This window comes from Pandoraea sp. ISTKB (genome assembly GCF_001721285.1).
Lineage (GTDB): Bacteria > Pseudomonadota > Gammaproteobacteria > Burkholderiales > Burkholderiaceae > Pandoraea > Pandoraea capi.
Genome location: NZ_MAOS01000001.1, coordinates 377739 through 392504, shown reverse-complemented (window position 1 = coordinate 392504; position 14766 = coordinate 377739). Strand labels below are relative to the sequence as shown.

Genomic DNA, 14766 nt, shown 5'->3' with positions numbered 1-14766 from the left:
TCGAAGATTTTGCAGGTTTCGCAGATTGCATGACTGATATTCCGGCCGCACGCGGCGTGTCGCCAGACGCGCAACGCCCGCCACGGTCAATCGAGTTGTTCTTGAGGAGAACCGACGTGAACCAGCCCGCACAGATTCAAGTGAACGGCCGTCAATACCGCTTGCCGCAGCAGCCGACCGTCATCGTATGCGTCGACGGCTGCCAGTTCGAGTACATCGAAGCTGCCGCCGCTGCCGGCGTCGCCCCTTATCTGAAGCGCTTGCTCGCCGAGGGTGCCGTCTTCAAGGGCGATTGCGTCGTGCCGTCGTTCACCAATCCGAACAACCTGTCGATCGTGACCGGCGCGCCCCCCGCCGTGCACGGTATCTGCGGCAACTATTTCTTCGATCCGTCGGCCGACGGCGGACGTGGCGCGGAAGTCATGATGAACGACCCCGCCTATCTGCGCGCCGGTACGGTGTTCGCTGCGGCTGCCGACGCGGGTGCGAGCCTTGCGGTCGTCACGGCCAAGGACAAGCTGCGCAAGCTGCTCGGCTACCGCATGAAGGGCATCTGCTTCTCGTCGGAGAAGGCCGATCAGGTCACGCTCGAAGAGAACGGCATCGAAGACGTGCTCGGTCTCGTAGGCATGCCGGTGCCTGACGTCTACAGCGCTGAACTCTCGGAGTTCGTGTTCGCAGCGGGTGTGCGCTTGCTGGAGACGCATCACATCGACCTGATGTATCTCTCGACGACGGACTACGTCCAGCATAAGTGGGCGCCGGGCACCGAGGGCGCGAACGCGTTCTACGCGATGATGGACAAGTACCTCGCACGCATGGATGAACTCGGCGCGGTCATCGGCCTCACCGCCGATCACGGCATGAACGCCAAGCATGATCCGAAGACTGGCCAGCCCAACGTCATCTATTTGCAGGATCTGCTCGACGACTGGCTCGGCAAGGGCGTGGAAGCGGGCGGGGCGCGCGTGATCCTGCCGATCACCGACCCGTATGTCGTGCACCACGGCGCACTGGGTTCGTACGCCACCATCTATCTGCCGAAGGACACGGATCGCGACGTCATCCGCGCGCGCATCGCCGCGCTGCCGGGTATCGAAGTCGTGCTGACCAACGCCGAAGCCTGCGCGCGCTTCGAGCTGCCGCCCGATCGCGTGGGCGATCTCGTTGTGGTGAGCGATCAGTCGGTCGTGCTGGGCACGAGCGCGAGTCGTCACGACCTGTCGGGTCTCACGGTGCCGCTGCGCTCGCACGGCGGCATCTCGGAGCAGACCGTGCCGTTGCTCTTCAATCGCAAGACCGACGGCATTCCGGGTAAGGCACGACTGCGCAATTTCGACATCCTCGACGTTGCCCTCAATCACGTCTGATCGGATGTCGGCCCGAATGCAATGAAATAAGAGCCAGGGGCGCGCGAAACCCGCGAGGTGTGCGCCGCCCGGCCCCTGTCCCGTTGGAGACGCTGTGGAGAACCCCATGAACGCGCCGCACAAGCTGCATCCCGAGTTTCGCGCCGAAGCCCTTCGCATCGGTGGCGAGAAAGTGACCCGCGAACGGATCATCGAAGTGTTCAATCCGTATTCGGGCGATCTGGTCGGCACTGTGCCGAAGGCGTCGCTCGACGACGTGCGTCGCGCGTTCACGATCGCCAAGCAGTACCGCTCCACGCTCACGCGTTTCGAGCGCGCCAATGTGCTCGATAAGGCCGCGGCGTTGCTGCGCGCGCGCACCGCCGAAGCGGCCGCCATCATCACGATGGAGTCGGGGCTGTGCAAGAAAGACGCCGTCTACGAAATCGGCCGTGTGGCCGACGTGCTCGGCTTCGCAGCGGGCGAGGCGCTCAAGGACGACGGACAGGCGTTCTCCTGCGATCTCACGCCGCACGGCAAGAAGCGTCGTGTGGTGACGCAGCGCGAGCCGCTGCTCGGGGCGATCTCCGCGATCACACCGTTCAATCACCCCATGAATCAGGTGGCCCACAAGGTGGCCCCCTCGATTGCGACGAATAACCGGATGGTGCTCAAGCCGTCCGAGAAAGTGCCGCTCTCGGCTTTCTACCTGGCCGATACGCTGTACGAAGCCGGCCTGCCGCCGGAAATGCTGCAAGTCATCACGGGCGATCCGATGGAGATTGCCGACGAGATGATCACGAACGAGAACATCGACATGATCACGTTCACGGGCGGCGTGTCGATCGGCAAGTACATCGCGTCGAAGGCGGGCTATCGCCGCATCGTGCTGGAGCTGGGGGGCAACGATCCGCTGATCGTGATGGAGGATGCCGATCTGGACCGCGCCACCGACCTCGCCGTGCAGGGCTCCTACAAGAATTCCGGACAGCGGTGTACGGCCGTCAAGCGCATGCTCGTGCATCGCGACATTGCCGCACAGTTCACCGAACTCGTGGTGGAGAAGACCCGGGCGTGGAAGTATGGCGACCCGGCGGACGGCGACAACGACATGGGTACCGTGATCGACGAGGCGGCCGCCCGTCTGTTCGAGGCGCGCGTGAACGAAGCCGTGGCGCAGGGCGCGCGTCTGCTCGTGGGCAATCGGCGCGACGGTGCCCTGTATTCGCCGACGGTGATCGATCGCGTCGATCCGAAAATGACGGTCGTGCGCGAGGAAACCTTCGGCCCGGTCTCGCCGATCCTGACCTTCGGCAGCATCGACGAGGCCATCGCCATGTCCAACGGCACCGCGTTCGGTCTGTCGTCGGGGGTGTGCACGAACCGACTCGACTACGTGACGCGTTTTACCAACGAGTTGCAGGTCGGTACGGTCAACGTCTGGGAGGTGCCCGGATATCGCATCGAACTGACGCCGTTCGGGGGGATCAAGGATTCGGGTCTGGGCTACAAGGAAGGGGTTCAGGAGGCGATGAAAAGCTTCACGAACACAAAGACCTTTACGTTGCCATGGGGAATCTGAGGCGGGTTGCCCTCGGACCGGGAGCGGATGCGGCGGCGGTGGCTGAGGCCGAAAAGCGATGGCTGGCGAGCCGTCGGCCGCGTCTGTTTCCCTTATGCAACAAGGCTTAGCAGAAGGCGCGCAAAAATTGTGACAAATTCATGACACGATTGTTGCGCTGGTCAATTTGGTGTACGGTGTACCGATTGGGGATACGCATGACGCGTGAACTTCATACGCATCCCGACGCCAGTGTTGGACTGACGCGGGATGCCGGTTTGGCAAACCACTGCTCGCGTCATGTTGGCGGCGCGAAGCGCTGCCTGTCCCGTCGACAATAAGATCACGGAACACTGGCATGCTGACACTGCTCAACCTTCTCTCCGGCGTGGCGATGCTGATCTGGGGTACGCACATCGTGCGTACCGGGGTCCTGCGCGTCTACGGTGCCGATCTGCGACGCATTCTGTCGCACAGCATTTCGAACCGCTTCCTTGCGTTCGCTGCGGGTGTGCTCGTCACGGGCCTGGTGCAGAGCAGTAACGCGACGGCGCTCATCGTGTCGTCGTTCGGCGCACAGGGTCTCATCGCGTTGGCACCGGCGCTGTCCATCATGTTGGGCGCCGACGTCGGCACCGCCCTCATGGCGCGGATCCTGACGTTCGACCTGCACTGGCTGTCGCCGCTGCTGATCTTCTTCGGCGTTATCTTCTTCCTGTCACGCAAGCAGACGCGCGCTGGCCAGCTCGGCCGCGTGTCCATTGGCCTTGGCCTCATCATTCTGGCGCTGCAACTGATCGTGGGCGCGACCACGCCGATGACCGAAGCGGCTGGCGTGAAAGTGCTGTTCGGCTCGCTCACGGGCGACGTGATGCTCGATACGCTGATCGGCGCGCTGTTCGCGATGATCTCGTATTCCAGTCTGGCGGCCGTGCTGCTGACGGCCACGCTCGCGTCGTCTGGCGTGATCTCGCTCAAAGTGGCCCTGTGCCTCGTGATCGGTGCGAATCTCGGCAGCGGCATGCTGGCCATGCTGACGTCGGCGGGACAGAACGCGGCGGGTCGTCGTGTGGTGTTCGGCAGTCTCATCTTCAAGCTGATCGGCTGTTTGCTCGTGCTGCCGTTCGTCGACTATGCGCCGATGCTCGTGAGCTGGCTGTCGGACGCACCGGCACAAGCCGTCGTCAACTTCCACGTGCTGTACAACCTGGTGCGCTGCGTGGTGAGTCTGGCGTTCACTGCGCCGATGGCGCGCCTTTGCGTGCGTCTGCTGGCCGAGAAGCCGGAAGCTGACGGCGTCACACGTCCGCGCCATCTGGACGAAAGCGCGCTGGAGATGCCGTCGCTGGCGCTGGCCAACGCCACGCGCGAGACGCTGCGCATGGGCGACATCATCGAGCAGATGCTCAATGGCCTGCTCGACGTCATCAAGAGCAACGACGTGGCGCGCGCTCGCGAGACGCGAAGGCTGGATGACGACGTCGACCACCTCTATACGGCGGTGAAGATGTACCTGACGCGCGTATCGCGCGAGAACCTCAGCGAGCCGGACAGCCGCCGCTGGACGGACATCATCTCCCTCACCATCAATCTGGAACATGCGGGCGACATCATCGAGCGCATGGTCGTCGAAGTCGAAGAGAAGAAGATTTCGCACAAGCTGTCGTTCTCCGAGGCGGGGTTGCAGGAGATCTGCGACATGCACGCGCGACTGGTGACGAACCTGCAACTCGGGCTGTCCGTGTTCCTGAATACCGACCTCAAGAGCGCGCAGCGCCTGATGGCGGAGAAGGAGAGCTTCCGTGATCTGGAGCGCGCGTATTCGTACACGCACCTGAATCGTCTGGCAGGTCAGTCGGTGCAGAGTATCGAGACGAGTTCGCTGCATCTGGACATCATCAGCGACATGAAGCGCCTGAATTCGCTGTTCTGCTCGACGGCTTACCCGGTGCTCGACGACGCCGGCGCGCTGCGCAAGAGCCGCATGCGCGACAAGCCGAAGGACGGCAAGGACGCGAAGGAAAGCAAGGATCTGAAGACGCCGAAGGAAGCCAAGGCGTCGAAACTGGCGGCGCTTGCCGAAGTCGCGACGGCCGCCGCCGGTTCAGCAGCAAGTTCTCGCGACGACAACGAGAGTTCTCACGATGGCCCTGAGCCTGCCGGACATCCGCACCCTGTTCGATAAATTCGGTTCGATCGCTTACAGCGGCGAACCCGTCACCCAACTGGAGCACGCGCTGCAAAGCGGCGCGCTTGCCGAGAGCGAGGGCGCCGACGAGGCGCTCGTCGCTGCCAGTTTCCTCCACGATCTCGGCCATCTGCTCAATCTTCAGGGCGAAACGCCCACCGAGCGCGGCATCGACGATCTGCATCAATACTTCGCATTGCCCTTTCTGAGGCCGCTGTTCGACGACGCGGTGCTCGACCCCATTCGTCTGCACGTGGACGCCAAGCGGTGTCTGTGCGCGATCGATGCCGATTACTACGGCAAGCTGTCGGCGGATTCGGTACGCAGTCTGGCGTTGCAGGGTGGGGTCTTCACCGACGAAGAAGCGCAGACGTTCCTCGCGCGCGAGCATGCGCAGGCGGCGCTGCGACTGCGTCGCTGGGACGACCGTGCAAAGATCGCCGGCATGCAGACGCCATCGCTGGATCACTACATGAAGGTGCTGGAGCGGGTGACGTTGCAGTAGGGATTGATGGGCCGCAACCCAACCGTGCCAATGGGAAATTCCCGTTCCTGGTCGAGCGCACTTCGGATTCGAAACTTCTCCGGATGTTTCGCAAAGTGATGCACTTGATGAGTGACAAACTGAAGTCTCCTATCGTTGATGGAGGCTTACCATGAAGTGCGAATCCCAGACGCCGGCCGCCGCGGCAGTGCCACTCCTACCGGAACCGTCGGCACCGCCTGCGGCGACACCTTCGGACGGCTTTGCGACGATGTTTGGCACTAGCCGAAACGTGACGGGCGGTATCGATAGATCGCAAATGCCCGTTCAACTTGGTCAATCGCCCTGCATCGCGATGACGCTGGACGTCAACGGCCGCGCTCAAGTGGCCTTGCGGCTTTGCACGCCGGGGTTACCAGCGACGCCAGTGACGCAAGGCCTTCCCTCGACGATGCCGGCTGATCCCTATCGAGGTGCGCCGGTGCGAGCCTCAGCGCCGCAGCGTCATGTGCCGGACGATGCTTCGGCATCGGCGCCCGGCCTGCACAATATGGACTTCCTGAATGTGGTGTCGAAAACTGAGACTCGTCACGAGTCGCCAGAATCGGTACCCAATGGGATCAGTGCCCGGCAATGCTGGGACGACGATCCCGACGGGAATCAACTTGACATACGACGGCCAAGCGAAGGTCCGAAGGACTGGCCACCCGAGGCGGACGATTCATGGGCCCGTTGGAACGACGAACCCGACGAGGAACTACCGAGCGTTGGTCCGCAGGACTCGCCACCCAAGGTGGAAGATGCATGGCCCCGTTGGGACAACAATCCTCGTAGCGGTGACTGGGACCTCGTTCTGGCGAGCGAAAATCGTTCCAATGCGTGGTCCAGCCTTGTTGCGATCGTTGAGGATACGCTCAACATGGATCCTCATTACGCATTGGCACTGGATGTCCGGAGCATGGAACCCACGTCAAATCGACTGCTCGCATGGGAGCGGTTGCTGAGTGACGTATGCTGCGCAAGTGCCGCCGCCGCCAGAAAAGTCTGGACGGAATCACCGCCACCGGGGTTTTTCGACAGCGGGGACGTGGCGCAGGCGCTAGCACTGCTGGAGGCGGCCGAGGCGCGGCCTAACGGCTAAAGGCATTTCCTGCGAATGAGATGGGCATCTTCAGGCACCGTCGGCATCGTGTCATTGTGTCGACGTAGACCCATCAAACGACGAGGGCCACCCGGGCAATGTGCCGGGTGGCCCTCGTGCTATCCGATTACCCCGCCAGCGCCGTCGCCTCGATCTCCACCGCGACGCCATGACTGAGTGCCGGCACGGGTACCACGCAACGTGCCGGTTTGGCGTCGCCGGCCCATGCCGCATAGACCTCGTTGAAGGGGCCCCAGTCGTCAACGTTCGTGATGTACACGCGCACTTGCACCAGCCGGCTGATGCTCGATCCGCAGGCCGTCAGGATCGTGGCCACGTTGTCCAGCGCCTGCTTCGCCTGCACCGCGAACGGCGCACCCACGAGACGCTCGCCCTCCGGCGTGATCGGCAACTGGCCCGACACGAACACGAAGCCATTCGCGCAAACGCCATGCGAATAGTGGCCGCGCGGCGGTTGCAAGGTCGGCACGATCACCGATTCGATACCTCGTTCCTGCGTGCTCATACGGTCTCCCCGAGCGTGAGTTTGGCGAAGCGCGCCAGATCGATGTTGCCGCCGGACAGAATGACGCCCACACGCTTGCCGCGAACGTCAACCTTACCCTGCAATGCCGCCGCCGCCGCGAGGCATCCGGTCGGCTCCACCACGATCTTCATGCGGCTCGCGAGGAATGTCATCGTCTTCACGAGTTCGTCATCGGTCACCGTGAGGATGTCGTCTGCCAACGCACGGATCACCGGGAACGTGTACTGGCCGAGATGCTGTGTCTGTGCGCCGTCGGCAATCGTGCGGGGCGTGTCGATGTGCACGATCTCGCCCTTGCGCAAGCTCTGCTGGCCGTCGTTGCCCGCCTCCGGCTCTACGCCGTAAATCTCGATGTTCGGGTTCAGGGCGCGCGCCGCGACCGCACATCCCGACAGCAATCCGCCACCGCCGACGCACACGAGCAACATGTCCAGTTCGCCGGCATCTTCGATCAACTCCTTGGCGGCCGTTCCCTGACCGGCCATCACATGCGGATGGTCGTACGGCGGGATCAACGTCATGCCGCGTTCGTCTGCCAGACGTTTCGCCAGCACTTCACGATCTTCCGTGTACCGGTCGAACAGAATCACCTCCGCGCCATAGCCGCGCGTGGCGTCGATCTTCATTTGCGGGGCGTCCTTCGGCATGAGGATGACCGCCGGCACGCCAAGCTCGCGCGCCGACAGCGCAATCGCCTGCGCATGATTGCCCGACGAGAACGCCAGCACGCCACCACGTCGCTGCTCTGCCGTGAATTGCGAGATCGCGTTGTAAGCGCCGCGGAACTTGAAGGCGCCCATGCGCTGGAAGTTTTCCGCTTTGAAGAACAGGCTCGCGCCGGTCATGGCGTCGGCGGTACACGAGGTGAGCACCGGCGTGCGGTGCGCGGCCTCGCGAATCCGGTCGTGTGCTGCGACGACGTCACCGTAGGTGATCGCCAGCGTGGGGGTCGTCATGATGTGCCTTTCGGGTCGGAGAGGTAGGTGTAGACGGTCGAGCGTGCAATGCCCAGCGTACGCGCGACTTCGGCGTGCGCGTGGCGCAGATCGAGCAGCCCGCGTGCTTCGAGCAGACGGATCGCTTCGCGGCGCTGCGCGAGTGTCAAACCCTGCGGCGTGGTGTTGCGCTGCGCCGCAAAGTCGGTAATGAGCGGGGTGATGTCGTCCAGCCGCCGGGTGGAGAGCGTTTCGCTGACAGACGCCGGGGCCTGATTCGGCACGTTCACCAACTGCTGAATGCTCGAAGCCGCCGCCGCGAGCATCGAGATGTCCATGTTCAGGCAGATGGCCGCGACATACTCGCCGTTGCTGTTCTTCAGCCCGATGGACGTACTCTTGGCCGGACGCCCGTCCGGGAAGCGGTTCGCGTAGTTGGCGATGACTTCGGGGAAGGCCGGATCGGCGATACGGGCGAGGCCCATTTCCGTGACGGCATCGCCCGGCTCGCGGCCTGACAGATTGTTGGCGATGGCCACGATGGCGTGATCCGGATCGGTCAGGTCGTGCAGCACCACTTCGACGAGCGGTGCGAACGTCTGGCCAAGCGCTTCGACGATCTTGCGCCCTTCACGCAGCAGCAGCGTGTTCTCGTCGAGCGTGCCCGTGGCAGGGGATTTGGCAGATTTCATGATTTGACATTATGTCATTTTGTGACGAAATGTCAAATTGACGTCAAAAAAAACGCCCGACGCCCGTTTGCCTCCTGACGGGAGGCACCGGACAGCGGGCGATTCGTTCAGACGAGTTCCTTTTCCGCCAGTTCGCTCTTCAGATAGCCGTAATAGATCGGCGCGGCGACCAGCCCGGGTAGCCCGAACGCCGCTTCCAGCACGATCATCGCCAGCAGCAGTTCCCACGCGCGGGACTGGATCTGCGTGCCGACGATCCGGGCATTCAGGAAGTATTCGAGCTTGTGGATGACGATCAGGAAGACCAGCGCCGAAATCGCCACGTACAGCGACATCGACAAGCCAAGCACCACGATGAACGTATTCGAGATCAGATTGCCGACGACCGGCAGCAGACCGACGACGAACGTCACGACGATCATCGTCTTGCGCAGCGGCAGGTGAACGCCGAACAACGGCAAAATGCCGATCAGGAAGATAGCCGTGAACAAGGTGTTGATCGCGGAGATCTTCAACTGCGCGAAGACGATGCGACGGAACGCGTCGCCGAACAGCGTGACACGGCGCGTGAGTGCGGCGGCCAGTGGACGCATGTGCTGCACCGGACGGATCGTCGAGAGGGCCACGAGCGCGCCCAGCACCAGCCCGATGATGATGTGCACCAGCGAGTTGAGCGCTTCCTTGCCGACGAACGACACCTCCTGCGTGTGATCCTTCAGGAAGCCGGTCATGGCGTCGTGAATGTCCTGGCTGTCTGCCGGCAACCGGTCCGTCAGCCACATGGGCAACTGGGCGCGCGCCTGTTCGAGCGCTTCCATCATCTTGCCGTTGATGTGCTCCAGATGCCCTGCGTCGCTGCGGAAGAAGGTGATGACGCCGAAGACCAGCGCCGTCATCAGCGCGACGATGACGGCGGAGAGTAACGCGACAGCGACCAGCCGGGCGCGCTCGCTGGAGATGCGCAATTGCAGGCGCGGCCCCAGCACGTGAACGAGCTGATAGACCACCATGCCTGCGAGCACCGCAGAGAGCAGATGGATGCTGAGAATCAGCCAGAGAGCCACGGCGGCGAAAACATAGCTCGCCAGTTCGACCCAGAAGTTCCGGTCCGGAGTCCAGCCAGAGCGCGGTTCCATGAGATGACGTCCTTAAAAAAATCCCCGTCTCGCGATAACGCCCGTGGGGTGCGGGACGCTGCAACGTGAATCGTTACATCGCGTCCGTGTAGCCCCTGCGTTCGCCCTGCCAGCGTCGTTCGCTCGACGGGTTCCTGCGTCCTGATTACTTCCCGCGCTTGAGCAGCGGCGCGAGGTACTTGCCGGTAAAGCTGGCCTTGCTCGCCGCCACTTGCTCTGGCGTGCCTTGCGCAATGATCTGCCCGCCGCCCGCGCCGCCTTCCGGTCCGAGGTCGATCACCCAGTCCGCCGTTTTGATCACGTCGAGGTTGTGCTCGATGATCACGACCGTGTTGCCCTGATCGCGCAATCGGTGAATCACCGTGAGCAGCAGTTCGATGTCGTGGAAGTGCAGACCCGTGGTCGGTTCATCCAGGATATACAACGTGCGGCCGGTATCGCGCTTGGACAGTTCGAGCGAGAGCTTCACGCGCTGCGCTTCGCCGCCCGAGAGCGTAGTGGCCGACTGACCGAGCCGGATGTAGCCGAGACCGACGTCGAGCAGCGTCTTGAGCTTGCGCGCCACCACAGGCACCGGCTTGAAGAACTCGTGCGCCTGCTCGACCGTCATGTCGAGCACTTCGGAGATGTTGCGTCCCTTGTACTGGACTTCCAGCGTTTCACGGTTGTAGCGCTTGCCGTGGCAGACGTCGCACGGCACGTACACGTCCGGCAGGAAGTGCATTTCCACCTTGATGACGCCATCGCCCTGACACGCTTCGCAGCGTCCGCCCTTCACGTTGAACGAGAAACGCCCGGGGTCGTAACCGCGCTCCTTGGCCGCAGGCACGCCCGCGAACAGTTCGCGGATCGGCGTGAACAGACCGGTGTAAGTGGCCGGGTTCGAGCGCGGCGTGCGTCCGATGGGCGACTGGTCGACGTTGATGACCTTGTCGAAGTGTTCCAGTCCGTCGATCTGCTCATACGGCGCAGGTTCGGCCGACGAGCCATAGAGATGACGCGCGACGGCGTGATACAGCGTGTCGTTGATGAGCGTTGACTTGCCTGAGCCCGAGACGCCCGTCACGCAGGTGAGCAGCCCGACCGGCAGATCCAGATTGACGTGCTTGAGGTTGTTTCCGGTGGCGTCGAGAATGCGCAGATAGTCCTCGCCCGGCGCACGACGCTCCACAGGCACTTCGATACGACGCGCGCCCGAGAGGTACTGCCCGGTGAGCGACTCGGCCGATTGTTCGATCTGTTCGGGGCTGCCCTGAGCGATCACCGTACCGCCGTGAATGCCCGCGCCCAGCCCCATGTCGACGACGTAGTCGCTCGCGAGGATCATGTCTTCGTCGTGCTCGACGACGATCACCGAGTTGCCGAGGTCGCGCAGATGCTTGAGTGTGCCGATGAGACGGTCGTTATCGCGCTGATGCAAGCCGATGGACGGCTCGTCGAGCACGTACATCACGCCCGTGAGCCCCGAGCCGATTTGCGACGCGAGGCGAATACGCTGTGCCTCGCCGCCCGAGAGCGTGTCGGCGCTGCGTTCCAGCGAGAGGTAATCGAGGCCGACGTTGTTGAGGAACGTCAGGCGCGCCACGATTTCCTTCACGATCTTGTCGGCGATTTCACGCTTGGCGCCATGCAGCACCAGCTCGTGGAAGTAGCCGAGTGTCTCGCGCAGCGGCAGGTTGCCGATCTCGTAGATCGCGCGTGCCTGCTTGTCTTCACCGACTTTGACGAAGCGCGCCTCGCGACGCAGGCGGCTGCCTTCGCAATCCGGGCAGGCGCGGTTGTTCTGGTACTTGGCGAGTTCCTCGCGCACGGCGACTGAATCGGTTTCGCGATAGCGCCGCTCCAGATTCGGGATGATGCCCTCGAAGGCGTGTGAGCGAACGGAGGTGCGTCCCTTTTCGTTCACGTACGTGAAGGGGATTTCCTGCTCGCCGGAGCCGTACAGCACGATCTTCTGCGTGTCTTCCGGAAGCTCCTCGAACGCCGTGTCGACATCGAAGTCGTAGAACGCCGCGAGGCTTTGCAGCATCTGGAAGTAGAACTGGTTGCGTCGATCCCATCCCTTGATGGCGCCGGAGGCCAGCGAGAGTGCAGGAAAGGCCACGACGCGCTTCGGATCGAAGAACGTCATCTGGCCCAGCCCGTCGCAGGTCGGGCACGCACCCATCGGGTTGTTGAACGAGAACAGACGCGGCTCAAGCTCCTGCAACGAGTACGAGCACACCGGGCAGGCGAACTTCGAGCTGAAGACGTGTTCCTTGTCGGTATCCATCTCCAGCGCGATGGCGCGGCCGTCGGCCAGACGCAATGCCGTCTCGAAGGATTCCGCCAGACGTTGCTTCAGATCGGCGCGCACCTTCACGCGGTCGATGACCACGTCGACGGAGTGCTTCTCGGTCTTCTTGAGCTTGGGCAGCGCTTCGATGTCATACACCCGCGCCGTGCCTTCGTTGGCCGCGCCGCCACCCGAGCGAATGCGAAAACGCACGAAGCCTTGCGCCTGCATCGATTCGAACAGGTCCGCGTGCTCGCCTTTGCGATCGACGACGATCGGCGCGAGGATCATGAGCTTGGTGTCTTCGGGCAGGGCGAGCACGGCGTCGACCATCTGCGAGACGCTTTGCGATTCGAGCGGCAGGCCGTGATCCGGGCAATAAGGCGTGCCCACACGTGCATAGAGCAGACGCAGGTAATCGTGAATTTCCGTGACCGTGCCGACCGTCGAGCGCGGGTTGTGCGATGTGGCCTTTTGCTCGATGGAGATCGCCGGCGACAAGCCTTCGATCAGATCGACGTCGGGCTTTTCCATCAGTTGCAGGAACTGACGCGCGTACGCCGACAGGCTTTCGACGTAGCGACGCTGACCTTCCGCGTACAGCGTATCGAAGGCGAGCGACGACTTGCCGGAGCCCGACAGGCCGGTGATCACCACAAGCTGGTGACGCGGCAGGTCGAGATTGACGTTCTTGAGGTTGTGGGTGCGAGCCCCACGAATACGAATGGTTTCCATTGACGGTTCCGGGTCGTCGCCGAGGAATCCGCGCGGCGAATTGTCGCGGGGCGGTTTCCGGCCCCCAAGAGCCTGAGTTTCCCGGGACGCTGGAGTGCGTCGGCACGGCGTTGGCCGGGCATCGACGTGGCTGGCGCACAGCCTGCGGCGGGAGCGGTCGGGCGGACCGCTGGGGGGAAATCCGGGCGGCTAAACCTGCTAATATACCTAAGTTTGATTGCCGGGGCTGATCCCTGCTGACGGGCTGCCTCGGGCAGCCATGCGGCACGGGGTTCAGATGGGGACGAACCGCCCGATTTCCAGAGGTGCGCGTCCAGTGGTCATCCGCCCGTCCCCCGTGGGACAGACGACAGCCACGACGGCCGCCGGCGAACCCGATGCCTGTCTGCCGGGCCGCCGACGAACCGTACGTCCGGGCGCAATCATCGGACGATTCCGAGGCCCCACGCGCTTTTTTCATCTCTCAGGACGTAATGTCGACTGATTCCGTGACTTCCGCTTCTCCTGCCTCGACACGCGGCCGAGGGGGCCGCATGACCCCGCTAGAAGTGCGCGCCAGCGCGTCGCTCGCGGGGATTTTTGCATTGCGCATGCTCGGTCTGTTCCTGATCATGCCGGTGTTCTCGGTCTTCGCGCAGACGATTCCGGGCGGCAACGACACGTTTCTCGTCGGGCTGGCCATCGGCATCTATGGTCTGACGCAGTCACTGCTCTACATCCCGTACGGCTGGGCATCGGACCGGCTGGGCCGCAAGCCGGTGATCGTCTTCGGTCTGATCGTGTTCGCCATCGGCTCGCTGGTCGCGGCGATGGCGCATGACCTGACGTGGATCATCATCGGCCGGGCGATTCAGGGCGCGGGAGCGATCTCGTCGGCGGTCATGGCCTGCGTGGCGGACCTCACGAGCGATGCGAACCGCACCAAGGCGATGGCGATGATCGGCGGCAGCATCGGCGTGTCGTTCGCCGTCGCGATCGTGTGCGCGCCGTTCCTGTATCACTGGCTGGGCATGAGCGGCCTGTTCTCGGCCATCGGCATTCTGGCGGTGCTGGCGATTTTCGTGGTGCTGTGGGTGGTTCCTACGCCCCCCGTGCATGCCAAGGCGGGTCCCGCGCCGTTCTCGGAAGTGCTGCATAACCCGGAGTTGCTGCGTCTGAACTTCGGCGTGTTCGTGCTGCATGCCACGCAGACGGCGCTGTTCGTGGCGATGCCGCGCATGCTGGTGGCTGCCGGATTGCCGGTGGCGCAGCACTGGGAGGTGTATCTGCCGGTGATGGGGCTGTCGTTCATTGCGATGGTCCCGGCGATCATCGCGGCGGAAAAGCGTGGAAAGATGAAGGCGGTACTGCTCTCGGCGATTGCGCTGGTGGCGGTGGCGCAAGTGGCGCTGGGCGGATTGCCGCCGACGGTGGGTGTGATTGCCGTGGTGCTGTTCGTGTACTTCCTGGGGTTCAATGTGCTCGAAGCCTCGCAGCCGTCGCTGGTGTCCAAACTGGCGCCGGGACAGCGTAAAGGGGCGGCGGTCGGGGTGTACAACACGACCCAGGCACTGGGCCTCTTCTGCGGTGGCGCACTAGGGGGTTTTCTTATGACCCACTACGGTCAAAACGCAATCTTCCTCAGTTGCGCGGTCGGCGCGTTCGTGTGGCTTATAATCGCCGCACCGATGAGGACGCCAGCGCCTCGTCAATCCTGATCGGATTTCAGCAATACCGGAGAAAG

Annotated in this window: 11 protein-coding genes; 6 read left to right on the top strand and 5 right to left on the bottom strand. The window is 63.1% G+C overall.

Annotated features, from left to right (window positions below; genetic code table 11):
* Positions 1-116: 116 nt before the first annotated feature.
* From phnA to A9762_RS01730, 5 genes are all read left to right on the top strand, one after another.
* On the top strand, positions 117-1370 hold the full coding sequence (phnA, locus tag A9762_RS01750; RefSeq protein ID WP_069340299.1) for a phosphonoacetate hydrolase: 1254 nt from the start codon (positions 117-119) through the stop codon (positions 1368-1370).
* Positions 1371-1476: 106 nt separating this feature from the next.
* On the top strand, positions 1477-2931 hold the full coding sequence (gene phnY / locus A9762_RS01745; protein ID WP_069340298.1) for a phosphonoacetaldehyde dehydrogenase: 1455 nt from the start codon (positions 1477-1479) through the stop codon (positions 2929-2931).
* A gap of 337 nt (positions 2932-3268) precedes the next feature.
* The gene (locus A9762_RS01740; RefSeq protein WP_083253533.1) at positions 3269-5095 is read left to right on the top strand and encodes a Na/Pi cotransporter family protein; all 1827 of its coding nucleotides are present in this window, start codon (positions 3269-3271) and stop codon (positions 5093-5095) included.
* On the top strand, positions 5055-5603 hold the full coding sequence (locus A9762_RS01735) for a phosphonate degradation HD-domain oxygenase (RefSeq protein WP_069340297.1): 549 nt from the start codon (positions 5055-5057) through the stop codon (positions 5601-5603). The genes A9762_RS01740 and A9762_RS01735 overlap by 41 nt, the downstream gene beginning before the upstream one ends.
* A 151-nt stretch (positions 5604-5754) precedes the next feature.
* The gene (locus A9762_RS01730; RefSeq protein WP_206093539.1) at positions 5755-6723 is read left to right on the top strand and encodes a hypothetical protein; all 969 of its coding nucleotides are present in this window, start codon (positions 5755-5757) and stop codon (positions 6721-6723) included.
* 127 nt (positions 6724-6850) lie between these two features.
* Here the strand turns inward: A9762_RS01730 and A9762_RS01725 are convergent, their stop codons facing one another.
* From A9762_RS01725 to uvrA, 5 genes are all read right to left on the bottom strand, one after another.
* On the bottom strand, positions 6851-7249 hold the full coding sequence (locus A9762_RS01725; RefSeq protein ID WP_069340295.1) for a RidA family protein: 399 nt from the start codon (positions 7247-7249) through the stop codon (positions 6851-6853).
* Complete coding sequence (locus A9762_RS01720) at positions 7246-8226, bottom strand: threo-3-hydroxy-L-aspartate ammonia-lyase (protein WP_069340294.1); 981 nt, start codon at positions 8224-8226, stop codon at positions 7246-7248. The genes A9762_RS01725 and A9762_RS01720 overlap by 4 nt, the downstream gene beginning before the upstream one ends.
* Entirely contained in the window at positions 8223-8897 is a 675-nt protein-coding gene (locus A9762_RS01715) for a transcriptional regulator (protein ID WP_069340293.1), read from the bottom strand. Before A9762_RS01715 ends, A9762_RS01720 begins: the two co-directional genes overlap by 4 nt.
* A gap of 107 nt (positions 8898-9004) precedes the next feature.
* Positions 9005-10033 (bottom strand): AI-2E family transporter, encoded by a 1029-nt coding sequence (locus A9762_RS01710; protein WP_069340292.1) that lies wholly within the window; start codon positions 10031-10033, stop codon positions 9005-9007.
* 145 nt (positions 10034-10178) lie between these two features.
* Positions 10179-13043 (bottom strand): excinuclease ABC subunit UvrA, encoded by a 2865-nt coding sequence (gene uvrA / locus A9762_RS01705; protein ID WP_069340291.1) that lies wholly within the window; start codon positions 13041-13043, stop codon positions 10179-10181.
* A gap of 533 nt (positions 13044-13576) precedes the next feature.
* On the opposite strand from uvrA, the gene A9762_RS01700 reads away from it, so the two are divergent.
* Positions 13577-14740, top strand: coding sequence for an MFS transporter (locus A9762_RS01700; protein ID WP_069340290.1), 1164 nt, complete (start codon positions 13577-13579; stop codon positions 14738-14740).
* Positions 14741-14766 lie beyond the last annotated feature (26 nt).

Excerpts from the sequence above, each read along its gene's own strand:
- A9762_RS01700 (WP_069340290.1), top strand. The coding sequence starts at position 13,577 with ATGACCCCGCTAGAAGTGCGCGCCAGCGCGTCGCTCGCGGGGATTTTT.
- phnY (WP_069340298.1), top strand. The coding sequence starts at position 1,477 with ATGAACGCGCCGCACAAGCTGCATCCCGAGTTTCGCGCCGAAGCCCTT.
- A9762_RS01710 (WP_069340292.1), bottom strand. The coding sequence starts at position 10,033 with ATGGAACCGCGCTCTGGCTGGACTCCGGACCGGAACTTCTGGGTCGAA.
- A9762_RS01725 (WP_069340295.1), bottom strand. The coding sequence starts at position 7,249 with ATGAGCACGCAGGAACGAGGTATCGAATCGGTGATCGTGCCGACCTTG.
- uvrA (WP_069340291.1), bottom strand. The coding sequence starts at position 13,043 with ATGGAAACCATTCGTATTCGTGGGGCTCGCACCCACAACCTCAAGAAC.
- A9762_RS01715 (WP_069340293.1), bottom strand. The coding sequence starts at position 8,897 with ATGAAATCTGCCAAATCCCCTGCCACGGGCACGCTCGACGAGAACACG.
- A9762_RS01720 (WP_069340294.1), bottom strand. The coding sequence starts at position 8,226 with ATGACGACCCCCACGCTGGCGATCACCTACGGTGACGTCGTCGCAGCA.
- A9762_RS01740 (WP_083253533.1), top strand. The coding sequence starts at position 3,269 with ATGCTGACACTGCTCAACCTTCTCTCCGGCGTGGCGATGCTGATCTGG.
- A9762_RS01730 (WP_206093539.1), top strand. The coding sequence starts at position 5,755 with ATGAAGTGCGAATCCCAGACGCCGGCCGCCGCGGCAGTGCCACTCCTA.
- A9762_RS01735 (WP_069340297.1), top strand. The coding sequence starts at position 5,055 with ATGGCCCTGAGCCTGCCGGACATCCGCACCCTGTTCGATAAATTCGGT.